Origin of the sequence: Pseudoxanthomonas putridarboris, assembly GCF_038321125.1 — a bacterium.
Lineage (GTDB): Bacteria > Pseudomonadota > Gammaproteobacteria > Xanthomonadales > Xanthomonadaceae > Pseudoxanthomonas_A > Pseudoxanthomonas_A putridarboris.
Genome location: NZ_JBBWWT010000003.1, coordinates 37,804 through 62,194 on the forward strand (window position 1 = coordinate 37,804; position 24,391 = coordinate 62,194).

The following is a 24,391-nucleotide window of genomic DNA, read 5'->3' on the forward strand; positions in this document are numbered from 1 at the left end:
CCGGTGCGGCGTGGACGGTGGGTCTTGTGGCGGTATCGGCCGGCGGGAGGAAATGTTTAGGGGCAGGAGGGGCCGGAGCCGGATTGGGCTGTAGGAGCGGGCCATGCCCGCGATGCTCTTGCGTGATCGGGTCGAAGAGCATCGCGCCCATGGGGCGCTCCTACGGGACCGGCACCCTCACTCGTCTTCCAGCCCCGCATCCGCTTTCTCGAACACCTGCAGGCGGCCGCGCAGGCGGACCATGGCCTGGCCGTGGATCTGGCACACGCGCGATTCGCTGACGCCCAGCACGGCGCCGATCTCCTTCAGGTTCAGTTCCTGTTCGTAGTACATGGACAGCACCAGTTGCTCGCGCTCGGGCAACTGACCGATGGCCTTGACCAGTTGCTGGCGGAACTCGCCGCGCTCCAGGTTCTGCTGCGGCGATGGGCCGCCGGTGCGCGAGGTGTTGGGTTCGCCGTGGTCGTCGATGTGCGATTCCAGGCTCAGCACCTGGCCGCGCGCGGCGTCCTCCATCAGCCGCAGGTATTCCGGCAGCGGCATCTCCATGGCGGCGGCCACTTCGGTGGCGATGGCGGCGCGGCCGGTGCGCTGTTCGATCTCGCGCACGGTGGCGGCGGCCTGGCGCGCGCGGCGGTGGACCGAGCGCGGCACCCAGTCGCCGCGGCGGATCTCGTCGATCATCGAGCCGCGGATGCGGATGGAGGCGTAAGTCTCGAACGAGGCGCCCTGTTCGGCGTCGTAGCTGCGCGAGGCTTCGATCAGGCCGATCATGCCGGCCTGGATCAGGTCGTCGATCTCCACGCTGGCCGGCAGGCGCGCCGCCAGGTGGTGGGCGATGCGGCGCACCAGGTCCGAATGCTGGGCGACGAAGTCGGTGGCGGTGCTGCGTTGCACGGCGCGGTATTGGGCGGCGGCGGTGTTCATGCGGCCACCCCGCGCGGCGAGATCAGGCGTTCGACGAAGAACTCGACGTTGCCGCGCGCGCCGGCCGGCGGCTGCCAGCGGGCGGCCGTGCGGGCGATCTCGGCGATGGCGCGCGCCGACGGGCTGCCCGGGTAGGCCTTCACGACGGCCTGCTGGCGCTGCACGGCGCGGCGCAGCCAGTCGTCCTGCGGCACCGCGCCCAGGTAGTGCAGGGCGACGTCGCCGAGGAAGCGCTCGCACACGCGCGCCAGCTTCTCGTACAGCTTGCGGCCCTCGTTGGGGTCGCGGACCATGTTGGCGATGACGTGCACGCGGTCCAGGCCGCGTTCGCGCGCCAGCACCTTGATCAGCGCGTAGGCGTCGGTGATCGAGGCGGGTTCGTCGCAGACCACCACCACGGTGTCCTGCGCGGCCTGGCAGAAGGTCAGCACGCTGTCGGTGATGCCGGCGGCGGTGTCCACCACCATCACGTCCAGGGCGCGCTGCAGTTCGGAGAACACGTTGACCAGGCCGACGTGCTCGGCCGGCGAGAGTTCGGCCATGTGCCGGAAACCCGACGAGGCCGGCACGATCAGCACGCCCTCGGGGCCTTCGACCAGCACGTCATCCAGCTGGCAGCGGCCGGCCACCAGGTCGGCCAGGGTGAACTTGGGCGACAGGCCCAGCAGCACGTCCACGTTGGCCAGGCCCAGGTCGGCGTCCATCAGCAGCGTGCGCTTGCCCTGTTCGGCCAGCGAGACGGCGAGGTTCACCGACACGTTGGTCTTGCCCACGCCGCCCTTGCCGCCGGTGATGGCGATGACGCGCACCGGGTGGAAGGCCCCCGGCAGCGGTGGCGTGTTGCGCGGATTGGTCTGCAGCAGGTGATCAGGCGACATGGCTGGCCTCGGGAGAGCAGGGTTCATCGGCTTCGCGGCGCAACTGGTCCAGGCGCAGCACGAGGTGCGCGCTGTTGGCGCGATGCAGGTCGTCCGGCACGCGCTGGCCGTCGGTCACCCAGGCCATCGGCAACTGGTGGTCCACGACCACCGACAGCGCGCTGCCGAGGCGACCGGTCTCGTCAAGCTTGGTCAGCACCACGCCCTGCGGTTGCACGCTGCTGAAGCGGCGGACCACTTCGTCCAGGTCGCCGAAATGCGAGTTGGCCGGCAGCACCAGCAGGGTCTTGACCTGTCCGGACGCGCGCAGCCAGTTGAGCTGGCCGACCAGGTTGCGGTCGCGCTGGCCCAGGCCGGCGGTGTCGATCAGCACCAGCTTGTAGTCGCGCAGGCGGTGCAGCACCTGCGCCAGGCTTTCGGCGCTGTCGGCCTCGTGCACGGCGATGCCCAGCCGGCGGCCGTAGCCATGGAGTTGTTCGCGGCCGCCGACGCGCACGGTGTCGGTGGTGACCAGCGCCACGTCGCGGGCGTTGTGGCGCTCGGCGAAGCAGGCGGCCAGCTTGGCGATGGTGGTGGTCTTGCCGGCGCCGGTCGGGCCGACCAGGGCGATCACGCCGCCGGTTTCCAGCGGATCGGTGTCGGTGACCGGCAGCTTCTTCGACAGCAGGCCCAGCATCAGGCCGCGGCCGCGGTGGGCTTCGGTGTCGGCGGGAATCTGCAACGCGATGTCGCGGGTGATGCCGGCGTCGAAGCCGTAGTCCTCCATCAGTTCCATCGCCTGCATGCGCACCGGCGAACCGCGCAGGCGTTCGTCGGTGAGGCGGTGCATCTCGCGTTCGATCATCTCGCGCATCGAGGCCAGCTCGCTGCGCATCTGCACCAGTTGCTCGTCGCTCTCGCGCGCCTGGCTGGCGTTGTCGGCGACCACGGTCAGGGTCGGCACGATGACGGCGGAAGGCGTGGGCACCTGGCCGGCGACCGGCGCCGCCGGCGGGTGGGCATGCAGCGCGGCGACGTTGTCGACCGGCTCCGGGATCGCGACCGGGGGTGCGATGGCGGGCAGCAGGGCGTCGAAATCGAGGGCGTCGCTGGCGTCGCGCCTGGTCGCGGCGTCCGCGCGCGGCGCGGCTTCGACGACCGTTTCCCGCTTGATGGCGGCCGGCGCCTGGATGACCGGTTCGTTGGCCGGTTCGTTGGCGGGCAGCGGCGGCAGGCATGCGGCCAGCTTGGCGGCGAACGACGGGGGTTCGATCATCGGCGCGGCCGGGCGGTTTGCGGGGATTCGCGCGGTGGGCGCGGATTCCTGCGCGCGCGGCGGTTCCTGCGCCGGCGGGGCGATGTCCGTGCCCTGCGTGGCCTGCGGCGGATTGCCCTGGCGACGCGAAAGGAAATAGCTGGCGGCCTCTTCGGCCGGCGACGGCGCGGCGGCGTTCCTGGCGGTGCTGCGCGTGCCATCCACCGCCGTCCTGTGGGACGCTTGGGCGGGCGACGGGTCCAGCAGCGGATGCAGCGCGGGCGCCGGCGCGGCGGGGCGCATGGCGTCCAGCGTGCGCTGCACCAGCGCCTCGTCGTAGTTGCTGGCGGCGACGATTTCCACGCCGTCCTCGGTCACCCGGTTGGACAGGATGACCGCATCCGGCCCGTGTTCCTGCCGGACCATCGCGAAGGCGGTGCGCATGTCGGCGGCGACGAAGCGTTTGATTTTCATTTTGAAGGGCCGGGATTCGTGATTCGGGATTGGGGATTGGTAACAGCGCAAGCGGTACGTCCTATTCGTCGAGGCCTTTTCGATGTCGTCGCCAATTTCATTCCTGCTCTCTCCGCTTGAAGGGAACCGCTCTTGCGAATCCCCAATCTCGAATCCCGAATCCCGGCTCTCAACTGATCGTCCCCACCAGCTTGAGCCGCTTGTCCTCCGGCACCTCGCTGTAGGCCAGCACCGACAGTGCGGGGACGCTGTGGCGGACCAGGCGGGCGAGGGCGGCGCGGACCGATCCCGGTACCAGCACCACCGCGGGCTCGCTGCGGGCTTCCTGCTTGGTCACCACGTCGGACAGGCTCTGGTGCAGGCGTTCCGCCAGCCCCGGTTCCAGTGCCGCGCCGGTTCCCTGCGTGCTGTCCTGCAAGACGCGTTCCAGATTCGGCGCCAAGGTGTAGACGGGCAGCTCCGGCGCCATGCCGGAGATCTCCTGCACGATGAAGCGGCCCAGCGAGGTGCGCACCGCCGCCGTCAGCGCGGCCGGGTCGGTGTTCTGCGGGGCGAATTCGACCAGCGCCTCGACGATGCGGCGCAACTGGCGGATCGGCACGCGCTCGATCAGCAGGTTCTGCAGCACGCGCACCACGGTGGCCAGCGGCAGCGCCTTGGGCGTCAGGTCCTCGACCAGCTTGGGCGCGCTGCGTCCCAGCGTGGCCAGCAGCTGCTGCACCTCCTCGTGGCCCAGCAGTTCCGGCGCGTGCTCGCGGACCAGGTGCGACAGGTGCGTGGCGACCACGGTGGCCGGATCGACCACGGTGTAGCCCAGCGATTCGGCGGTGGCCTTCTGGTGGGGCTGGATCCACACGGCGTCCAGCCCGAAGGCCGGGTCCTTGCCGGGGATGCCGTCGATGGGGCCGAACGCGCCGCCCGGGTCCAGCGCCAGTTCGCGGTCGGGATGGATCTCGGCCGAGGCCACCGGCACGCCGTGCACCAGCAGGCGGTAGCCGTTGGACGGCAGCTCCAGGTTGTCGCGGATGTGCACCGGCGGGATCAGGAAGCCCAGGTCCTGGGTCAGCTTGCGGCGCACGGCCTTGATCCGCGACATCAGTTCGCCGCCCTGGTTCTTGTCCACCAGCGGGATCAGCCGGTAGCCCACTTCCAGGCCCAGCGGGTCCACCGGGCGCAGTTCGTCCCAGGTCAGTTCGGCATTGCGGTCGGGCGTGCCGGGGGCGGGCAGGGCGGCCGTGTCGCTCGTGGCTTCCGGCCCGGCCTGGGTCTTCTTCCACATTTTCCAGGCGAGGTAGCCCAGCGCCGCGGCCAGCGTCAAAAAGGCGACGTTGGGCATGCCGGGCACCAGCCCGACCAGGCCCAGCACGCCGGCGGCCACCGCCAGCGCGCGGTGCTGGCCGAAGGCCTGGCCCATCACCGCCTGGCCCATGTCCTGCGAACGCGAGGCGCGGGTGACCAGCATGGCCACGGACGAGGAGACCAGCAGCGCCGGCAGCTGGGCGACCAGGCCGTCGCCGATCGACAGCAGGGTGTACGTGGCGGCGGCATCGGCGGCCGGCATGCCGTGCTGGAACATGCCCACGGCGAAGCCGCCGACCAGGTTGATGAACAGGATCAGGATGCCGGCGATGGCGTCGCCGCGGATGAACTTGTTGGCGCCGTCCATCGCGCCGTAGAAGTCGGCTTCCTCGCGCACTTCCTCGCGGCGGGCCTTGGCTTCCTCGCGGGACAGGATGCCGGCGTTGAGGTCGGCGTCGATGGCCATCTGCTTGCCGGGCATCGCGTCCAGGATGAAGCGCGCCGACACTTCCGAGATGCGCCCGGCGCCCTTGGTGATCACCACGAAGTTGATGATGGTCAGGATGGCGAACACCACGATGCCGACGGCGTAGTTGCCGCCCACCACGAACTCGCCGAACGCGGCGATGACCTTGCCGGCGGCCTCGTGGCCGTCCTGGCCGTTGAGCAGGATGACGCGGGTGGACGCCACGTTCAGCGCCAGCCGCAGCATCGTGGTCATCAGCAGCACGATGGGGAAGATGGTGAAGTCCAGCGGCCGCTTCACGTAGACCACGGCCAGCAGCACCACCAGCGAGATGGCGATGTTGAAGCTGAAGAGCGCGTCCAGCACCGGCGGCGCCAGCGGCACGACGACCATGGCCAGCAGCGCCAGCACGACCAGCGGCGCGCCCAGGCCGTGCTTCAGCATGTCCATCAGGCGGGCCGTGGTGGTCGGCTGGGCGCTCATGCCTTGCCCCCGTGCTCATCCACGTCCACCGCCGGCAGGTCCGGCAACGCCGCCTGGCCGATGCGCCAGGCGCGCAACTGGTACACGTAGGACAGGATCTGGGCAACGGCGGCGTACAGTCTCACGGGGATCTCCCGGCCAATCTGCCCTTCGCGATACAAGGCGCGTGCCAAAGGCGGCGCCGAGACGATGGCGATGCGGTGGGCGTCGGCCACTTCGCGGATGCGCTGGGCCATCTCGTCCACGCCCTTGGCGACCACCGTGGGCGCGCCCATCTGGCCGCTCTCGTACTTCAGCGCGACGGCGTAGTGGGTCGGGTTGACCACGATCACGTCGGCGGTGGGCACGTCCTCCATCATCCGGCGCTGCGACAACTGGTGCTGCAACTGGCGGATGCGGCCCTTCACCTCCGGCCGGCCCTCGCTTTCCTTCATCTCCTCGCGCAGTTCCTGGCGGGTCATCTTCAGCTTCCGCTTCCAGTTCCACTTCTGGTACGGCGCGTCGATGGCGGCCAGCAGGATCAGCGCACCGGTGGTGGCCAGCAGCAGGGTGCTGGTGAAGCCCAGCCCGCTGCGCACCGCCTGCTCCAGCGGCATGGTCATCAACTCGCGCAGCGGGTTGAGCCCCAGCCTGATGCACAGCGTCGCCGCGCCGCCGACCAGCACCACGCGCAGCAGCGACTTGAGCAGTTCGGCGACGCTTTCGGGGCCGTACAGCCGCTTGATGCCGGCCATCGGGCTGAGCCGCTTGAAGTCGGGCATCAGCGATTTCTGCGAGAAGCGCAGGCCGCCCATCAGCGCCGGGCCGGCGATGCCGGCCAGCACGCAGACCAGGGCGATGGGCGAGACGACCGCCAGCAGCTTCAGCAGCAGCAGGCCGACGTGGCCGAACAACTGGTCGGGCTGGCGCATCAGGCCCGGCTCGGGGCTCAGCGCGACCTTCATCCAGCCCAGCGCATTGCGGCCCAGCAGCGGCGCCATGGCGATGATCGACAGCACGCCCGCGCCGAACACCGCCGCCGTCGCCAGCTCGCGCGAACGCGGGATGTTGCCCTGTTCGCGGGCATCGCGGAGCCGTTTCTCGGTGGGAAGTTCTGTGCGTTCGCCGCTTTCGTCCTGCTCGGCCATGACGTTGTTCCGACGGGGTCGGACGGGGCCGTGCAAGAGTTGTTCCGAAGTCCGGCTTCCCATGCGCCGGGGCGGCGCAGCGCGACTGCCGTCTCACCCGTGACGGCCCGCATGCGGCGACAATCCCGCCTCTCGTCATGGCCAGGAGGCCCGATGCCGCGGATTGCCCGGAAACTGTTGGCGGCAGCGAGCCTGTTGTTCGCCGCGACGACGATGGCGCAGCCGCCCGCCGCCGACGGCCTGAACGCGGTGATGGATGCGCAGTTCCAGCGCGCGGTGGCCGCGGACCCCGAACTGGCGAGCTTGATCGGGGCGGGCACCGACGACAGCAACGGGCGCCTGACCGACATCTCGCTGGCCCAGCGCGAGGCGTTGCGCGCGCAGATGCGTACCTTCCTGGCGGAGATCGACGCGTTCGACCGCGACCGCCTGCACGGCCAGGAACGCTGGAGCCACGATACCGGCCGCTGGTTCTACCAACGCCAGCTGGAACTGCTGTCGTTCGACTGGGCGCCGGCCTGGATGCAACTGTCGGCCGGTCCCTACGCCGTGGACCACCTGTTCGGCATGGCCACCATGCTGCCGCGCACGCTGGATGCCAACCACGCCGTCGTCGACGAGGCGGGGGCGCGCCAGTACATCCGCCGGCTGCATGCCGCCGGCATCAAGCTGGACCAGTTGAAGGCCAACTTCGACATGCAGGCCGCGCAGGGCGTGGTGCCGCCGCGGGTGGCGCTGGAAGGGGCCGCGCAGCAGATCGGCGAACTGATCCGGCCGCCGGCCGCCGAGAGCGTCTTCGTGCAGTCGCTGGCGCGCAAGCTGGACAAGGTGGAGGACCTGGACCCCGCGCTGCGCGAACGCCTGCTGTCCGAAGCGACCGCCGCCGTGGAGGACGACGTCGATCCCGCCTACGCGCACCTGCTGGCGCGGTTGGAACAGGCCATCGCCTCGCAACCGCACAGCCGTGGCCTGTGGGTGCTGCCGCAGGGCGATGCGTACTACGCGGCCGCGCTGCGCTGGTACACCAGCACCGACATGCCGCCGGAAGAGGTGCATGCCGTGGGCCTGGCGGAAGTGGCGCGCATCGAACAGGCCATGGATCAGCGCCTGCGCGAGATCGGCCTGGCCGAAGGCTCGCTGGTCGAGCGGATCGAAGCCTTGAACCAGGATCCGCGCCGCCGCTACGAGGACTCGGAAGCGGGACGCGAGGCGCTGCTGGCGGACGTGCGCACGCTGCTGGACCGCGCCGATGCGAAATTCCCGACCCTTTTCACTCGCCTGCCGACGCAGCCGCTGGACGTGCGGCGCGTGCCGGAGTACGCGCAGGACGGCGCGCCCGGCGCCTATTACACGCAGCCCGCGCAGGATGGTTCCCGCCCCGGCATCTTCTTCCTCAACCTGGGCACGATGGACTTGAACTGGTGGACGCTGCCGACCCTGGCCTACCACGAAGGCGCGCCCGGCCATCACTTCCAGGTTTCGCTGTCGCAGGGCCTCACCGACCTGCCCATCCTGCGCCGCACGCTGAATCCCAGCGCCTTCTCGGAAGGCTGGGCGCTGTATGCCGAACAGTTGATGGCCGAGCAGGGCGCCTACGACGACGATCCCGCGGGCGACCTGGGGCGCCTGCAGGCGGAGATGTTCCGCGCCGTGCGCCTGGTGCTGGATACCGGCCTGCACCGCATGCGCTGGACCCCCGAGCGCGCGATCGCCTACCTGCGCGAGAAGACCGGCAAGAGCGAAACCGAATCGCAAGCGGAGGTCTACCGCTATCTCGTCCAGCCGGGGCAGGCGAGTTCGTACAAGATCGGCCAGCTGAAGTTGCTGCAGCTGCGGGCGCGCGCCCGCGACCGGTTGGGCGAGGACTTCGACCTGCGCGCCTTCCACGACGTGCTGCTGCTCAACGGCGCGCTGCCGCTGGAGGTGGTGGAGCAGGTGGTGGACGAATGGGTGCAGGACGCTGCCGCGAAGCGGTAGCCCGGCTTGGTCAGAACAGGCCGTCGACGATGACGTAGCTGTCGCGACCGTTGGACTTGGCGCGATAGAGCGCGGCGTCGGCGCGCGAGAACCAGTCGTGCCAGGTCTTCTCCTGTTCGCGCATCATCGCCGCGCCCAGCGAGATGGTGATCCGCCCGCCCGGCCCCCGCAGCCCGTCGCGCACGGCCCTGCGCAGGCGCTCCGTGGCGGCCTCCAGGTCGGCGCTGGAATCCAGTTCCAGCAGCGCCACGAATTCCTCGCCGCCGAAACGGAACACCTGGTCGCCGCGGCGCATCTCGAAGCGCAGGATCGCGGCGAGATCGGCGATGGCCGCATCGCCGGCGGCGTGGCCGTACAGGTCGTTGACTTCCTTGAAGTGGTCCAGGTCCAGCACCACCAGCCCGAACTGGCGATGGGCGGTGTGGAATTCGTGCACGGCCATGGCCAGCGCCCGTTCCATGCTGCGGCGGTTGGGCACGCCGGTCAGCGCGTCCATCGCCGCGAGTTCCTCCAGCCGCGCGCGGTCGCCCTGCGTGCGCTTGGCGAAGATGTAGGAGAAGCCCGTGATCAGCAGCATGCTGACCGCCACGGACGTGGCGTGGAATCCGTTCTCGAAGAAGTCGGGCAGCAGTTGCACGCCGACCAGGATGGCGAGGTTGGCCGGGACGGCCAGCCAGCGGTTGGCGATGAAGAAATTGGTCAGCAGGACCAGGTAGATCCAGGTCAGCGCGGTATGTCCGATCAGCGCGCACGCCGCCAGCGCGCCCAGCGAATTGAACACGCACAGCACCGCGCCGGCGCGCCGGCTGTCGCCGCTGCGCCACGCATAGACGACCGGCAGCATCACGCAGGCCACGATGCCGAAGTCCAGCCAGGCCAGCGCCCGCTGGCCGTTGAGCCAGCGGTAGGCGCCGAAGACGGCGATGGTCGCGGCCGTGATCGAACCCAGCAGGACGATGATGTCCAGGCGGAAATCGCGGCGTTTCGGCTTCATGGCAAGGGCCGGATGCGCAGGAAGGGAAGAGGGGTGTTCGTCGTTCAACGGCTGCTGCGGGGCGCCTGGCCCATGCGTCTGGAAGCAGCGCGCAGTTTAGGGGCTTGCCGGAGGGTGGTCGTGACCCGCATCACGGTTGTCATGCTCTGGAAGTGATCGCCGCGGCGCCGTCCGGGGAACGGCGCCGCAGGATTCCCGAAAGCGAGAGACAGGGAGCGGGCACAGTCTCCCTGTCCTTCGCCACTGGCCATCGACGCACGCCTGGACGCGACTACCAGCCGAAACCCACGCCGACGCCGGCCGAGTGTTCCGAGCCGCTGAAGGCGCCCCCCACTGTGACGGTGGCACGGTCCGAGATCGCCCGCTGGTAGCCGATGGACAATGCCTGTTCGCCACCCTGGAAACCGACGCCCACGCCCATCCGGTTCTGGGTGCGGATGCCTGCGGTACTGGTGGCCATGTTCAACATGGCGGCGTTCATGGCGCCTTGCCTTTCGATGCGCTGGTCCTGCCGGTTGAAGCGCCATTCCATGTCGCTGCGCAACTCGTCGATGGCCGCCATCGGCACGGCCAGCGCCTGCTGGAAGCGTGCGTCGGTGTAGGCGTTGGCGGAAGACAGCGTGGCGGCATCGCCGGACTGGATGTCGTTCTGCACATCCTGTCGCACTGCGGCCTCGCGCGCGTCGGTGTAGTTGTTGGCGGTGCCGACCGCTGCCGCATCGCCCGCATCCATCTGGCCCTTGTTCACCGCGTCCGTGGCGTTGACGCCGGCGGCCACGTTCGCCACGCGCGATCCGCCGTCGCCTTCCAGCGTGATCGCGTTGCGGTCGTTGTCGTCGTAGGCCACGGCCAGTGGGTTGGCGCCGGGTCCCTGCGGACCTTGCGGGCCCTGTGGACCGGCGGGCCCCTGCGGTCCCTGGGGACCGATCGGACCCTCCGGTCCATTGGGACCCTGCGGTCCGGTGGGACCGGTCGGACCACCGGGACCGGCAGGGCCGCTGGGACCCGTCGGGCCGGTGGGTCCTTCCGGACCGGTGGTGCCCGGTCCGCCGCCGCCCGTGCCTTCGGGGCCTTGCGGGCCGGTCGGACCGGTGAGGCCTGCGGGCCCGGTGGGACCGGAGGGTCCTTGCGGACCCGTGGGGCCGGCAGGGCCTTCCGGTCCCTGGGGCCCGGTCGGGCCGGAGGGCCCCTGAGGACCTTGCGGTCCCGCGGGCCCCTGCGGTCCGGGGGTCAACTGGATGTTGTCGATGCGCGTGTTCAATGCGGTCAGTTGGGTGTTCACCGCCGCGAAGGCCGAACCGACGTTGTTGTAGCTGCTGCCCTGGATGACATAGGCCGGGGCATTGAAGATGCCGCCATTGAAGCTGGCGCCGCCTCCCAAAGCCTGTGCCAGCGTATCGAGCTGCGACACGTTGACCGCATCGGTGTCCTCGGTGCCGGCCGCCAGGCGCACTATCTGCCGCAACATGGTGGTGTTGCCCACCGAGACCGTGTTCGCGCGGTCTGCCAGCGATCCCAGCCCCAGTGCCACGCTGTTGGTCGCGGTGACCGAGGCGAACTGGCCCAGTGCGGTGCTGTCGGTGGCCGTGGCCTGTGCGCCCTGGCCCAGCGCGGTGCCGCGGGTGCCGCTGGCCGTGGCGTTCATGCCGATGGCGGTGCCGATGTTGCCTGCGGTGGCGCCGCGTCCGACCGCAACGCTGTTGGAGCCGGTGGCCTGGGCATTGGAGCCGTAGGCGGTCGCCTGGGGGCCAGTGGCCCGCGCGCCGCCGCCCACCGCGGTGCTGTTCTGCGCGGTGGCGGCCGCATTGGTGCCGATGGCGACCTGATTGATGCGGGTCAGGTCCGCGGCACTGCCGGTTATCGCGTTCTGGCCGATGGCGATTCCGCCGCTGCCATTGGCGATGGCGCCATTGCCCACGGCCACGGTGTTCGCGCCCAGTGCCTGCGCATCGGTGCCGAGCGCAGTGCTGCCTGCTTCCGCCGCGTTCGCTCCATCGCCACAGGCGAAGGCATTGGTACCCGTGGCGGTCGGCGCGGACGCAGGGCCTTCGCATGTCGACTGGGCGTAGGCGCATGCCGGTGCCGCCAGGCAGAGGATGGCGGTGGCAAGTCGATGAACCGGCAAGCGGGAGGAAGGGGCCCGCACGCGGTCGGGTTGGTGGGGCGCTTCGACGGGTTGCGTAGAGTCGTGCTGTTTCATGTTGCCTCCATGTCGGGACTTCAGGGGAAACAGCGACGCTTGCCGTGGGGGCGCAGGCATCGCGAGACGCACGAAGAACCCGGGAAAGCAACTGCACGATGACCGGACACGGGCCGCTTCGGGCGGTACGGACTACGGGTTGCGAAGGGAAGCAAAGAAGAACCGCTGACGCATGAGCTGGCGTCAGGAACATCGTCGCGGGGGAGGATGCGGGAAGGCGTGGATTTCCGTCGGCCGGGCGAGTCTGCCGTCAGGGCAGTGGGTCACTCCGCCTGCCGGGGGAACGGCAATGCGGTGGACAGGCAGCGGACAGGACATGGTTCGGCCTCAGGGGAAAGGACACGGAACGACCTGGTGGCGCCGAAGGTAACCGCATGCATGTGAAAGCGGCAAAAAAAGCCGATGGAAGCCGCCGATGGAAGCCGCCGGGAATCAGGCGGTCAGCGCTTCCAGCGTCTTGAACACCTGCGGCACCGCCAGCGCCGGCGTGCCGCCGGTGACGCTGACCGCGCGCAGGGCGTGCTGGTAGCTCTGCCAGATCAGTTCGTCGGCATGCTGGATGTCCACGCCGCGGAATTCGCCGTCGGCGATGCCGCGGGTCAGCTCCTGCCGCACGGGTTCGCGCATGCGGCGCAGCGCGGCGTTCATTTCCGCTTCCACGCCGATCGACCAGCGGGCCGACACGCTCCACAGCGCCGGGAAGGCGATGAAGGTGGCGGTGTCCTCGCGCGCCATCCAGAAATAGAAATCCAGGATGCGCTGGGCATGCGTCGAGCCCTGCGGACGGTCCACCATCGGCGCCTTGCGCGCGCTGTAGTCGCGGATCAACAGCGTGGCGATGATGTCGGCCTTGGTCTCGAAGTGCAGGATCACGCCGCGCGCGCTGAGCCCGGTTTCCAGGCCCAGGTCCATCAACGTGGTCTCGTCGAACCCCTTGGTGAAGAACAGGCGTCGCGCCGCCGCCAGCACGGCTTCGCGCGTCTCGTGACTGGTGCGTCGCTTGTAGGTCGGGCTGTTGGACATGGCACTCCTCCTTGGATCCATCTTCGGCGGATGACGGCACGCGCCTGGAACGGATCCGGCATGCGGTTCCATTCGCGGGCGTATGTCACGTTCCCTCACGCCATTCTGCACCGGTTCATGCATTTAGTGGAACCGCGGCCGATGAAAACGGCGATGAGGCGCGCACAGGTGCCAAAAACGCGGTTGACAGCGCAGTCGATGAGTAACCGTGGTTTCGTCAGGAACTCACTTGCCGCGCCGCATCAAAGGACAGGTCGAAGATGCGTTGCACCGGCGGCCCCAGCTCGCCGGCCAGCAGCGCCAGCAGGAACAGCCCCAGCAGCAGCGCGGTCGGCAGGCCCAGCTGGATCGGGTTCAACGCCGGCGCCGCGCGGCCCAGCACGCCGAAGGCCAGGTTCACCGCCAGCATCGCCACCATCACCGGCAACGCCAGCCCCACGGCCGCGCGCAACACGTGCGAGAACAGGGCCGGCGCCACCTGCAGCATCCGCGCCACGTCGGGCAGGGCATCGCCGATCGGCAGCGAGCGGTAGCTGTCCACCAGCAGCGACACCAGCGCCAGGTGGCCGTTCATGGTGAAGAACAGCAGGCCGAAGGCCAGGTAGAACCATTGGCCCACCACGCCGGAATTCACCCCGCGCAACGGATCGGACATCTGCGCGAAGGCCAGGCCGGTGCCCTGCGAGATCAGTTCGCCCGCCAACGCGCCGGCCTCGAACGCCAGCCGCAGCATGAAGCCCATGCTGGCGCCCAGCGCCAGTTCGCGGGCCACGTTCAACACCGTGGAGGCGTCGAAGGCGATGCGGTCCGGCGTGCCCGGCAGCAGCGGCGCCAACGCCATCGCCAGCGCGCCGGCGATGATCACCCGCACGCGCACCGACACGGCGCGCGTGCCGATCAGCGGTGCGGCCATCAGCAGCGCACCGGTGCGCAGCATCGTCCACAACACCGCATTGACCATGCCGAAGGCCTGCTGGCCGTCGATGACCATTTGCGTGGCGGGATCCATGAAGAGCCGGGATTCGTGATTGGGGATTAGGGATTGGAGAAAAGCGGTGGGTGAACGGGGATCGAACCGTCCTGGATGCCGGGTCTGCTCTTGCGAATCCCGAATCCCGAATCCCCAATCACGTCGGCTCAGCCGATCAAGTGCGGCAGCCGCTGGAACAGCGTGGTGGTGTATTCCACCAGCGTGCCCAGCAAGTAGCTGCCGGTGGCGAACAGCGCGGCGGTCAGCGCGATGGCCTTGGCGACGAAGGCGATGGTCGGCTCGTTCAACTGCGTCGCCGCCTGGATCACGCCGACGATCACGCCGACCACCAGTACCACCAGCAACAGCGGGCCGCCGACCCAGAGGGCTATCTCAAGGCCGCCACGCAGTTCGGTGAGAGCAAGTTCGGGAGTCATTCGAGGGCCGGGATTCGTGATTGGGGATTCGGGATCGGGAAGAGCGGGCAGGTTGGAGATCGGCTGGGCTTTTGCAAATCCCGAATCCCCGATCCCGACTTCAACGTGGCTATGCCACGTTGAAGCTCGCCGCCAGCGAGCCGACGATCAACACCCAGCCGTCGACCAGCACGAACAGCAGGATCTTGAACGGGGCGGAGACCAGCATCGGCGACAGCATCATCATGCCCATCGACATCAGCACGCTGGCCACTACCAGGTCGATGATCACGAACGGGATGAAGATCAGGAAGCCGATCTCGAACGCGGTCTTCAGCTCGCTGGTGATGAACGAGGCCACGACGATGGGGAAGGGCACGTCGGCCGGGCCGGCATAGGCGCCGTGGCCGGCCAGGCCGGCGAAGGTCATCAGGTCGGTCTCGCGCACCTGCGCCAGCATGAAGTCGCGCAGCGGCCCGGTGGTCATGGTCCACGCGGTGGCGAAATCGATCTGGCCGTCGAGGTACGGCGCCATGCCCTGCGCCCAGGCTTTTTCGCCCACCGGCATCATCACCAGCATGGTCAGGAACAGCGCCAGCCCCACCAGCACCTGGTTGGACGGCGTCTGCCCGGTGCCCATCGCCTGCCGCAGCAGGCCCAGCACGATGATGATGCGGGTGAAGGCGGTCATCGCCAGCAGTGCGGACGGGATCAGCGTGATCGCCGTCATCAGCAGCAGCGTCTGCAGCGGCAGGCTGACCGTGTTGTCGCCGACCTGGCCCACGTTGACCTTCGGCAGGGCCGGCAGCGTGGGCGAGGACGGCGGCGTCGGCGCGGCGGTGGCCGCCGTCTGCGCCGTCGCGGGCGCGCTGGTGGCCTGCGCCATCGCGATCGCGGGTGCGCACAGCCACAGCAGGCAGATCAGGGAAAGAACGAGGCGACGCATCTTTCAGGTCTCTTTGCGCAGGCGCTTGGCCAGCAGCTCGGCGAAATTCGGCATCGTCGGCGCGGGCGCGACGACCAGGGGTTCCGGCAGCGTGTGCAGTGCGGTGATGCCGCCGGCGGTCACGCCGATCAGCAACTGTTCCTTGCCCACTTCGATCACCATCACGCGTTCCTTGGCGCCCACCGACAGCATCGACACCACGCGCAACTGCTCGCTGGGGCGGATGCCCAGCCCCGCGCCGGGCATGCGCTTGAGCAGCCAGGCCAGGCCCAGGATCAGGCCCAGCACCAGGATCAGGCCGACCAGCGCGCCGCCGACGCCGGGCGTGGACGGCGCGTGCTGGCCGATCTTCTGGGCCGGTGCGGCGGCGGTGGCGAGCAGGGTGGGCAGGAAGGTCATCGCGGTCCACTCAGCGCAGGCGGCGGATGCGTTCGCTGGGGCTGACCACGTCGGTCAGGCGCACGCCGAAACGGTCGTTGACCACCACCACCTCGCCGTGCGCGATCAGCGTGCCGTTGACGAACACGTCCAGCGGATCGCCGGCGCCGCGCTCCAGTTCCACCACCGAGCCCTGGTTGAGCTGCAGCAGACTGCGGATCGGCATGCGCGTGCGGCCGACTTCCAGCGACAGCGTGACCGGCACGTCCAGGATCACGTCCAGGCTCATGTCGGGTTCGCCGGCCGGCGTCTCCGCGGGCGGTTCGTCGAAAGTCGTGGCGAGGGTGTCTTCGTTCTCGGGAATCATGGCGTGGCGTCCTGGAAGGCGACGGGTGTGAGGGCATGGCTGGGCGGCACCGTGTGCTTGTGCTGGCTACCGGGTGGATGCTTGGCGGTGATCTTCACCGCGTTGTTGCCGTTGGAAATGCCGAACTCGCCGGTGAACACCGGCACCTGCTCCACGCACACCGGCACCGCCTTGGGCAGGTCGATGGGCAGGATGTCGCCGACCTTGAGGCTGGTCAGCTGGCGCAGGTCGATGCGCTTCTCGGCCAGCACGCTGGACACGGTGACCTCGGCGCCGCGCAATTGCTCGTGCAGGGTCACGCGGAAGCTGTCGTCGTCGTGCACGCGGTCGGACTGGATGCCGGCGTCCAGCAGTTCGCGGATCGGTTCCAGCATGGAATAGGGCAGGGTCACGTGCAGGTCGCCGCCGCCGCCGTCCAGCTCCACGTGGAAGCGGCTGACCACCACGTACTCGCGCGGGCTGACGATGTTGGCGAAGTGCGGGTTGACCTCGCTGGTGATGTATTCGAAGTCCACCGGCATCACCGGCGCCCACGCGTCGATCAGGTCGGCGAAGGTCTGCTTCAGCAGCAGGTGGATCACCCGCATCTCGGTCTGGGTGAACTCGCGGCCCTCGATCTTGGCGGGGTAGCGCCCGTCGCCGCCGAAGAAGTTGTCCACCATGGTGAACACCAGCTTCGGCTCGAACACGATCAGGCCGACGCCGCGCAACGGCTTGAACTTGATCAGGTTGAGGTTGGTGGGCACGTACAGCGAATGCAGGTAGTCGCCGAACTTGATCGTCTCGATGCCGCGCACCGACAGCTCGGCCGAGCGGCGCAGCAGGTTGAACAGGCCGATGCGCCAGGTGCGCACGAAGCGCTCGTTGATCATCTCCAGCGTCGGCAACCGGCCGCGCACGATGCGGTCCTGGCTGGCGAAATCGTAGGGCCGCGCGATGGTCGGGTCGATCGGCGCCTCTTCGGTCTCGATCGCGCCCGAATCCACGCCGTTGAGCAGGGCGTCGATCTCGTCTTGCGACAGCAGGTCACTGGTCATCATGGCGAACGGCGTCCGTTACTGCATCACGAAGCTGGTGAACAGCAGGGATTCGGCGGAAGGCTTGCCGGTCTCGGCGACCAGCAGCGTCTTCACTTCGGTCAATGCGTCGCTCTGCAGGCGTTCCTTGCCGGCGCGGCTCATCAGGCTGGCGGCGTCCTGCTGGGCGAACAGCATCAGCAGGCGCGCGCGGATCGCCGGCGCGTGCAGTTCGATGGCCTTCAGCGATTCCGGGTCGCGCGTCATCAGCTGCACTTCCACCTGCAGGTAGCGCGCGCCGCCGGTCTCGCCGACCAGGTTGACCACGAACGGCGGTTCCAGCGCGAAATACTGCGCCGGTGCCGGCACCGTGCCCGGCCTGGTGGTCCTGGGCGCTTCCGGTTTGTCGGCCGTGCCGGCACGGCTGGCGAAATACCATGCGCCGCCACCGGCCGCGCCCGCGGCGATCACCGCCACCAACATGATGGTGAGCAACGGCTTGCCCGACTTGGCCTTCTTGTCGCCTTTCTCGGCCTTGGGTTTGCTTGCGATCTTGTCGGCGGCTGCCACGGCGATGGATCTCCTGAGGGGTCGCCGTACTGGATGCAAGCGGTGTGCCGCGGAGCTGCGGCAGGCCTGTCGATGTTTTGACGGCGGCCGCGGAGCCTTGTGGGAGCGACGTGAGTCGCGACCGCAAGAACTACATGTCCGGAATACCTCTCTCCCCGGACCCGATACGCATGTTCCAAGGATTCATGGCTGGCCTGATCCCCGGTCGCGACTCACGTCGCTCCCACAGGGGGGATGTCAGGCGTAGGCGTCCAGCAGCCCCAGCGCGGTCATGCGGACGGGGCGGGGCAGGTCGGCGTCGCCGCTGCCGCCGGCGCCCGTGGCGGCATCGCCTTCATGGCGGCCGGAACCGGTGGCCTGCGACGAGGGCTGGTGCTGCTGGCCCACGTCGGCGTGCGCCAGCTGGAAGCCGTGCTGGCCGAGCATGTCGCGCAGCCTGGGCAGGCTGTTTTCCAGCGCCTGGCGTACGTCGGCCTGGGCGCTGGTGAAGTCGGCGTGCACACGGTCGCCGTCCAGGCGCAGGCGCACTTCCACCGTACCCAGTTCGTTGGGACTGATCCTGATGTGGGCGTGGCCGATCTTCTGGTCGGCCATCCAGCGCACGCTGTCGCCGATCTCTTCGTCGAAGCGGCCGCCGTGCAGGTCGGCGCCGGGCGCTTCCATCGCGTTGACGGTGGCGGTGCGCGCCAGGCCCAGTGGCGTGCCGACATTGCCTAGCCCAGCCAGCGTGTTGCCGGTGGGCGCGGTGGAGTCGGTGTCGTCGCTGCGCAGTGCGTCCACCGCGTCCTTGCCCAGCGCGATGGCTTCGGGCACGGCTGCGGCCACGTTGCCGGTGGCCAGGTGGGTGGCGAAGGACAGCAGGTTCTGCAGGGTGGGCTTGCCGCCTTCGGCCTGCGTCGCCGGGGCGTTGTTGGCCGCGGCATCGGCCGGCGCAGTATCCGCCGGCGCCGCCGATGTCGATGCCGCGGCACCGGCCAGGATCTGCGGCAACAGCGGATCGGCACCCGCGCTGCCGGCGGCATCGGCGACGAAAGCGCTGTTCGCCGGGGCCTGGGCGGGCAGCAGGGTCGCCGCCGCATCGGTGAGCAACGGATTCGCGACAACAATGGAATCCAGGTCGTGCGCGGCAGGGAGTTCCATCAGCCAGGCCGTCGCCAGCAGCGGATCGGCGCCGTCTTCCTGCGGCTTGGATGCGCGGCGGGCCGCCGTGCGTTCGGTCCGTTCCGTGCCGGCCTGTTCCTCCTGCGCGGAGGCGGGGCGCCGCTCATCGCGCCTGGACGCGTGCGTGTCGGCACGGGAAGCGGAGCGGGTCGATGGTCGTTCCTGCCGCACCAGTTTTTCGAAATCCGGCTTGTCCTTCGTGCGTGCGACTTGGTCCGCGCCGGACGCGTCCTTGCCCGGGGCGCCGGCCTTGGCGGTGTTGCCGGTGAAGGCGAGGGCGGACATCGAAGGGGGCATCAGGCTTCCTCGCTTTCCTGCGCGGCGGCGGTGGCGGCCTGGCGCACGCGGCGTGCGCCCAGGTCGTCCATCTCGCGCTGGTCGCGGCGCTCGACCACCTGCCGCTCCTGCGCGCGGTAGCTGGCGGCCAGCTGTTCCAGCACCTGCTTGTCGCGGCTGGCCAGCAGCAGGCGGTCGCGTTCGATGTCCACGCTCGAGCGGCTGCGGTCCACGTTCTGCAACTGCTGCGCCAGCGCCTGGTCGATGCGGTCCAGGAAGGCGCGGCGGTTGGCCAGCTGCGCCGGACTGGTGGCGGCCATCTGGCTGTTGGCGTATTCGGCGGCATAGCCGCGCAGTTCCTCCAGCCGCGATTCCTGCAAGGCGAGCGAACGCTGGCGCTCGGCCAGGTCGCGGGCGACGGAATCCTCGTGTTCCTGCGCGCGGCGCAGCAGCGGGTCGATTCGGCGGGATTGCATCATGGCGGGACTTCCTTAGCTTTCCAGCGGACTGCGTGGGGCGGGGGCGCCCACGGGGGCATTGCGTTCGACCAGGGTTTCCAGCGCGGCGCGGCTGCTGGGCAGGTCGGCGGCGCGGGCCACGTCCTGGCCCAGGAACTCGACGATCTCCGGCCAGCGTTCCAGCGCTTCGTCCACGGTGGGATCGTTGCCGCGCTGGTAGGCGCCGATGGCGATCAGGTCGCGGTTGCTGGTGTAGGCGGACAGCAGGCGCTTGAGCTTGCGGATGCGGTCGCGCCAGGTTTCGTCGGCGATCTCGGTGACCACGCGGCTGACCGACGATTCCACGTCGATGGCCGGGTACAGGCCACTGTCGGCGACGCGGCGCGACAGGAGGATGTGGCCGTCCAGGATCGCTCGCGCGGCGTCGGCGATGGGATCCTGCGGATCGTCGCCCTCGGTCAGCACGGTGTAGAAGGCGGTGATGGAGCCGCGGCCGGCCGAACCGTTGCCGGCGCGTTCCACCAGCGCGGGCAGGCGCGCGAATACCGACGGCGGATAGCCGCGCGTGGTCGGCGGCTCGCCGACCGACAGGCCGATCTCGCGCTGCGCCTGGGCGAAGCGGGTCAGCGAATCCATCAGCAGCAATACATTGAGGCCCTGGTCGCGGAACCATTCGGCGATGGCGGTGGCGCGGTAGGCGCCTTGCAGGCGCGCCAGCGGCGGCCGGTCGGCCGGACTGGCGACGACCACCGCGCGCGCCAGGCCGACCGGGCCCAGCGTGCTTTCGACGAAATCGCGCACTTCGCGGCCGCGTTCGCCGATCAGGCCGACCACGATCACGTCGGCGGCGGTGTAGCGGGTCATCATGCCCAGCAGCGTGGACTTGCCGACGCCGGAGCCGGCGAACAGGCCCACGCGCTGGCCGCGCCCGATCGGCAGCAGCGCGTTGATCGCGCGCACACCCACGTCCAGCGGCTGGGTGATCGGTTCGCGCGAGAGCGGATTGATCGCCGCGCCGGACAGGCTGACGGTGCCTTCGGCGCGGATCGGGCCGCGCCCGTCCAGCGGCACGCCGTCGCTGTCGATCACGCGGCCCAGCAGGCCTTCGCCGACTTCCACGCCGCCGCGGCGGCGCGACGGCACCACGCGCGCGTTGGGCAGCAGGCCGTGCAGTTCGGCGCTGGGCATCAGGTAGGTGCGTTCGCCGGCGAAGCCGACCACTTCGGCATCGACCCAGCCGCCGTCGGCGACTTCGACCTTGCAGGTGGCGCCCATCGGCGCTTCGCAGCCGATCGCTTCCAGGGTCAGGCCGACGGCGCGGCGCAGGATGCCTTCGCGGATCAGGCCGCGGCCGCCCAGCTCGGGACTGATCTGTGACAGCCGCGCGGACAGGCGCAGGTCGCGCGCGGTCAGCCATTCCAGCGGTTGCGCGCTCATGCCCGCGCCCCGCGGTTGAGGACGGTTTCCAGCGCGCCGCGCAGGCGCGCTTCCAGGGTGCCGTCGATGCGCACGCTCTCGGCGTGCACGCGCAGGTCGCCGCGGGTCAGGCTGGTGTCGGCGGTCAGGCGGGTGGCCGGCATCAACGACAGCACCGGCGTCAGCGCGGCGATGTCGTCCGGGTGCAGGCGCAGCTCCACTTCGCGGCTGGCGCCGCCGACGGCGTCGAGCGCCTCGCTGGCCAGTTCCTGCAACAACTGCGGGTCGGCCTGGTAGGCGCGGCCGACCAGCGCGCCGGCGATGCGCACGGCCAGTTCGGACAGCGCGGCGACGACTTCGTTCTCCAGCCGGTCCAGCGGGCGCGAGAAGTTGTCCAGGATGCCTTCCATCTGCGCGGCCAGGCGACGCACTTCGGCCTGGCCCTGCCCGAATCCTTCGGCGTGGCCTTCGGCCAGTCCGCGTTCCAGCCCTTCGCGGTAGGCGGCGTCCTGGATGGCCTGGATCTCTTCCAGGCTGGGCGGGCGCGGCGGCGGCGGGGCGTCCTGTTCGGGTTCGTCGATGGACAGCACCACGTCCAGCGGCGGCGCCATCCAGCGGATCGGGGAAGGGACGTTCATACCATCTCCTCGGCGTTGGCCATCAGCGAGATGACGCCCTGGTCGGCCAGGCGGCGGACGATGGCCAGGATCTCCTTCTGCGCGCCTTCGACGTCGGACAGGCGCACGGGGCCGCGCGCCTCCATGTCTTCCAGCAGGATCTGCGCGGCGCGCTGGGACATGTTGCGGGTGATCTTTTCCCTGACCTTGGCGTCGGCGCCGCGCAGCGCCAGGCCCAGGCGGTCGTTGGGCACTTCGCGCAGCAGCGCCTGCAGTTCGCGGTCGCCCAGGTCGGCCAGGTTGTCGAACACGAACATCAGGTCCTGGATGCGCGCGCCCAGGTCGGCGTCGACCTGGGTGATGCTGCCCAGGATGGCCTGGTCCTGGCCCGAATCCATGAAGTTGAGGATGTTGGCGGCGACCTTGACGCCGCCGATGCTGGACGACTTGAGGTTCTGGTTGCCGGCGAACTGCCGCTCCATGATCTCGTTGAGTTCGTTCAGCGCATTGGGCGGGATGCCGTCCAGGGTGGCGATGCGCAGCAGCACGTCGGTGCGCGCGCGCTCGGGCAGCATCTTCAGCACTTCGGCGGCCTGGTCGCCGTCCAGGTGAGACAGCACGATGGCGATGATCTGCGGGTGCTCGTTGCGCACCAGGTCGGCGATGGCGCGCGGGTCCATCCACTTCAGCGTGTCCAGGCCGGTGGTGTTGCGGCCCAGCAGGATGCGGTCGATCAGGCTGCCGGCCTTGTCCTCGCCCAGCGCCTGCACCAGCACCTTGCGCACGTAGTCGTCGGCGCCCATGCCCAGCGAGGTCTGCTTGTCCAGCGCGGCGCCGAAGATGTCCATCACCTGCATCACCTGCTCGCGGCTGACGCCGGAGATGGTGGCCATGGCGATGCCGAGCTTCTGCACTTCCTTGGCGTTCATGTGCTTGAGCACTTCGGCCGCGTCTTCCTCGCCCAGCGAGAGCAGCAGCACGGCGGCCTTCTGCACGCCGTTGAGGCTGGTTTCGGGGTTACTCATCGTTGGCCACCCAGTCCTTGACCACCTGCGCGACCTGCTTGGAGTCGGCCTTCACCGCTTCGCGCGCCTGGCGCAGGCGGTCCTCGTAGGCGTCGGAGGGCAGGGCGCGCATCGGCGGCGGCTCGTGGTGCAGCGCCGCGGCGGCGCGCGCGTCGTCGTCCTCGTCGTCCACGACGGTCACGTCGATGCCTTCGTCGTCCTCTTTCCTGGCGGCCTTCGGGTCGATGATCTGGCGCATCGCCGGGCGCAGCACGCCGAACAGCAGGGCGATCACCACCAGCGCGCCCAGGCCGTAGCGGGCGATGTCGCGCAGCAGCGGGTTGTGCAGCCACGGGCTTTCCCAGAACGGCACGTCCTCCGGCTTGTCGATCTCGCGCACGAAGGGGGCGTTCATCACCGACACCGAATCGCCGCGCGCGGCGTCGAAGCCCACGGCTTCCTTCACCAGCGCTTCGATGCGGGTCAGGGTGGCGGCGTCCAGCGCGGTCATCACGACCTTGCCGTTCTCGCCGGTGCGCGGGATGTGGTCCACCAGCACGGCGGCGGTGACGCGGCGCACGCGGCCGGCCGGCTGCCGCGTGTGCTGCAGGGTGCGATCCAGTTCGAAGTTGCGGGTGGCGCTGCTGGCGGTCTCGACCGGCGCGGCGGGATTGGGCGTGGCGGCGGCGTCGGGGCCGGGCGGGGTATTGCTGGTGGCGCCGGGCACGCCTTCGGGGCCGGTGCCGGCGATCGTGTTCTGGCTGACCTGTTCGCTGCGGATCTTGGCCGGATCGTTGGCGAAGGTCTCGCGCGCTTCCTCGGTGACCGAGAAATCCATGTCCACGGCGACTTCGGCGTTGATCCGGCCGGGGCCGGTCAACGGTTCCAGCAGTTCGCGGATGCGTTCGTTGAAGGAGGTCTCCAGCTTGCGCACGCGCTCGAACTGCGCGGCGTTGAGCGCGGCCTCGCTGTTGGGGTCGCTGATGGTCAGCATGCGGCCGCTCTGGTCGACCACGGTGACGCGCTCCGGCGCCAGGTCGGGGATGCTGGACGAGACCAGGTGCACGATGGCGTCCACCTGGTTGCGTTCCAGCAGCGCGCCCGAGCGCAGGTCCAGCACGACGGATGCGCTGGCGACGTCGCGCTGGCGGGTGAACGCGCTGGGCTTGGGGATGGCCAGGTGCACGCGCGCGTCGCGGACCGGGCGCAGCGTGGTGATGGTGCGGACCAGTTCGGTTTCCAGCGCGTGCTGGTAGCGCGCGTTCTCGACGAACTGGCTGACGCCGAAGCCGGGGTCGCGCTCCATCATCTCGAAGCCGAGCCGGCCGCTCTCGGCCAGGCCGGCGCCGGCCAGCTTCAGGCGGGCGTCGTGCAGGTTCTGCTCCGGCACGGAGATCGCGCCGGTGGCCTGGTCCAGCTGGAACGGGATCTTGGCCGCGCGCAGCATGTCGGCGGCCTCGGCGGTGGCCTTGGCGTCCAGCCCGGTATACAGCGGCGTAAAGGCGGGCTTCTGCGACCAGAAGAACACCATCAGGCCCACCGCCACCGCGCCGGCGATCGTCAGCAGCGTGCCCATCTGGCGGAACACCGGCGTATCCTGGATCCTGGAAAGCGCCGCGCCCGCCTTCTCGGCATTCAGCGATTCCTTCAGCGATTCCTTGGAGAGGGTGAGGGCCATGGCGTTGCGGTTCCTGCGCTGGCGTGTCTGGGCGAT

At 69.5% G+C, this 24,391-nt stretch carries 22 protein-coding genes; 1 reads left to right on the forward strand and 21 read right to left on the reverse strand.

Going from position 1 to position 24,391, the window contains the following annotated elements; genetic code table 11:
* Positions 1–177: 177 nt before the first annotated feature.
* The 5 genes from AAD027_RS07655 to flhB all read right to left on the reverse strand — a co-directional run bounded on the left by AAD027_RS07655 (position 178) and on the right by flhB (position 6,888).
* Positions 178–927: an RNA polymerase sigma factor FliA gene (locus tag AAD027_RS07655; RefSeq protein WP_341725435.1), complete on the reverse strand. Its 750-nt coding sequence runs from the start codon at positions 925–927 to the stop codon at positions 178–180.
* The gene (locus AAD027_RS07660; RefSeq protein ID WP_425605417.1) at positions 924–1,805 is read right to left on the reverse strand and encodes a MinD/ParA family protein; all 882 of its coding nucleotides are present in this window, start codon (positions 1,803–1,805) and stop codon (positions 924–926) included. Before AAD027_RS07660 ends, AAD027_RS07655 begins: the two co-directional genes overlap by 4 nt.
* Positions 1,795–3,513: a flagellar biosynthesis GTPase FlhF gene (gene flhF / locus AAD027_RS07665; RefSeq protein WP_341725436.1), complete on the reverse strand. Its 1,719-nt coding sequence runs from the start codon at positions 3,511–3,513 to the stop codon at positions 1,795–1,797. Before flhF ends, AAD027_RS07660 begins: the two co-directional genes overlap by 11 nt.
* Before the next feature lie 169 nt (positions 3,514–3,682).
* Complete coding sequence (gene flhA / locus AAD027_RS07670) at positions 3,683–5,728, reverse strand: flagellar biosynthesis protein FlhA (RefSeq protein ID WP_425605426.1); 2,046 nt, start codon at positions 5,726–5,728, stop codon at positions 3,683–3,685.
* A 29-nt stretch (positions 5,729–5,757) separates the two neighbouring features.
* Complete coding sequence (flhB, locus tag AAD027_RS07675; protein WP_341725438.1) at positions 5,758–6,888, reverse strand: flagellar biosynthesis protein FlhB; 1,131 nt, start codon at positions 6,886–6,888, stop codon at positions 5,758–5,760.
* Between the two features lie 153 nt (positions 6,889–7,041).
* Here flhB and AAD027_RS07680 point away from each other — a divergent pair, with 153 nt between their 5' ends.
* Positions 7,042–8,865 (forward strand): DUF885 domain-containing protein, encoded by a 1,824-nt coding sequence (locus AAD027_RS07680; RefSeq protein WP_341725439.1) that lies wholly within the window; start codon positions 7,042–7,044, stop codon positions 8,863–8,865.
* Positions 8,866–8,875: 10 nt separating this feature from the next.
* Here the strand turns inward: AAD027_RS07680 and AAD027_RS07685 are convergent, their stop codons facing one another.
* From AAD027_RS07685 to fliF, 16 genes are all read right to left on the reverse strand, one after another.
* Positions 8,876–9,859, reverse strand: a complete 984-nt coding sequence (locus AAD027_RS07685) for a GGDEF domain-containing protein (RefSeq protein WP_341725440.1) — start codon at positions 9,857–9,859, stop codon at positions 8,876–8,878.
* Positions 9,860–10,130: 271 nt separating this feature from the next.
* Positions 10,131–12,059 carry a YadA-like family protein gene (locus tag AAD027_RS07690; protein WP_341725441.1) on the reverse strand — a complete coding sequence of 643 codons (1,929 nt, stop codon included), beginning with the start codon at positions 12,057–12,059 and terminating at the stop codon, positions 10,131–10,133.
* Positions 12,060–12,491: 432 nt separating this feature from the next.
* Positions 12,492–13,082: a TetR/AcrR family transcriptional regulator gene (locus AAD027_RS07695; protein ID WP_341725442.1), complete on the reverse strand. Its 591-nt coding sequence runs from the start codon at positions 13,080–13,082 to the stop codon at positions 12,492–12,494.
* Positions 13,083–13,299: 217 nt separating this feature from the next.
* Positions 13,300–14,091 carry a flagellar biosynthetic protein FliR gene (gene fliR / locus AAD027_RS07700; protein WP_341725443.1) on the reverse strand — a complete coding sequence of 264 codons (792 nt, stop codon included), beginning with the start codon at positions 14,089–14,091 and terminating at the stop codon, positions 13,300–13,302.
* A 128-nt stretch (positions 14,092–14,219) separates the two neighbouring features.
* Positions 14,220–14,489: a flagellar biosynthetic protein FliQ gene (locus tag AAD027_RS07705; protein WP_341725444.1), complete on the reverse strand. Its 270-nt coding sequence runs from the start codon at positions 14,487–14,489 to the stop codon at positions 14,220–14,222.
* Between the two features lie 109 nt (positions 14,490–14,598).
* Positions 14,599–15,354 carry a flagellar type III secretion system pore protein FliP gene (gene fliP, locus AAD027_RS07710; protein WP_425605427.1) on the reverse strand — a complete coding sequence of 252 codons (756 nt, stop codon included), beginning with the start codon at positions 15,352–15,354 and terminating at the stop codon, positions 14,599–14,601.
* A gap of 63 nt (positions 15,355–15,417) precedes the next feature.
* Positions 15,418–15,813, reverse strand: coding sequence for a flagellar biosynthetic protein FliO (gene fliO / locus AAD027_RS07715; RefSeq protein ID WP_341725446.1), 396 nt, complete (start codon positions 15,811–15,813; stop codon positions 15,418–15,420).
* 10 nt (positions 15,814–15,823) lie between these two features.
* Entirely contained in the window at positions 15,824–16,159 is a 336-nt protein-coding gene (gene fliN, locus AAD027_RS07720) for a flagellar motor switch protein FliN (RefSeq protein WP_341725447.1), read from the reverse strand.
* Positions 16,156–17,199 carry a flagellar motor switch protein FliM gene (gene fliM / locus AAD027_RS07725; RefSeq protein WP_341725448.1) on the reverse strand — a complete coding sequence of 348 codons (1,044 nt, stop codon included), beginning with the start codon at positions 17,197–17,199 and terminating at the stop codon, positions 16,156–16,158. Before fliM ends, fliN begins: the two co-directional genes overlap by 4 nt.
* Before the next feature lie 15 nt (positions 17,200–17,214).
* Entirely contained in the window at positions 17,215–17,745 is a 531-nt protein-coding gene (locus AAD027_RS07730; protein WP_341725449.1) for a flagellar basal body-associated FliL family protein, read from the reverse strand.
* 237 nt (positions 17,746–17,982) lie between these two features.
* Positions 17,983–19,191, reverse strand: a complete 1,209-nt coding sequence (locus tag AAD027_RS07735; protein WP_341725450.1) for a flagellar hook-length control protein FliK — start codon at positions 19,189–19,191, stop codon at positions 17,983–17,985.
* Positions 19,192–19,202: 11 nt separating this feature from the next.
* On the reverse strand, positions 19,203–19,661 hold the full coding sequence (gene fliJ, locus AAD027_RS07740) for a flagellar export protein FliJ (RefSeq protein WP_341725451.1): 459 nt from the start codon (positions 19,659–19,661) through the stop codon (positions 19,203–19,205).
* 12 nt (positions 19,662–19,673) lie between these two features.
* Positions 19,674–21,077, reverse strand: a complete 1,404-nt coding sequence (gene fliI / locus AAD027_RS07745) for a flagellar protein export ATPase FliI (RefSeq protein WP_341725452.1) — start codon at positions 21,075–21,077, stop codon at positions 19,674–19,676.
* Entirely contained in the window at positions 21,074–21,694 is a 621-nt protein-coding gene (locus tag AAD027_RS07750; protein ID WP_341725453.1) for a FliH/SctL family protein, read from the reverse strand. Before AAD027_RS07750 ends, fliI begins: the two co-directional genes overlap by 4 nt.
* The gene (fliG, locus tag AAD027_RS07755) at positions 21,691–22,698 is read right to left on the reverse strand and encodes a flagellar motor switch protein FliG (RefSeq protein ID WP_341725454.1); all 1,008 of its coding nucleotides are present in this window, start codon (positions 22,696–22,698) and stop codon (positions 21,691–21,693) included. Before fliG ends, AAD027_RS07750 begins: the two co-directional genes overlap by 4 nt.
* Positions 22,691–24,355 (reverse strand): flagellar basal-body MS-ring/collar protein FliF, encoded by a 1,665-nt coding sequence (fliF, locus tag AAD027_RS07760; protein WP_341725455.1) that lies wholly within the window; start codon positions 24,353–24,355, stop codon positions 22,691–22,693. The genes fliG and fliF overlap by 8 nt, the downstream gene beginning before the upstream one ends.
* Positions 24,356–24,391: the final 36 nt, after the last annotated feature.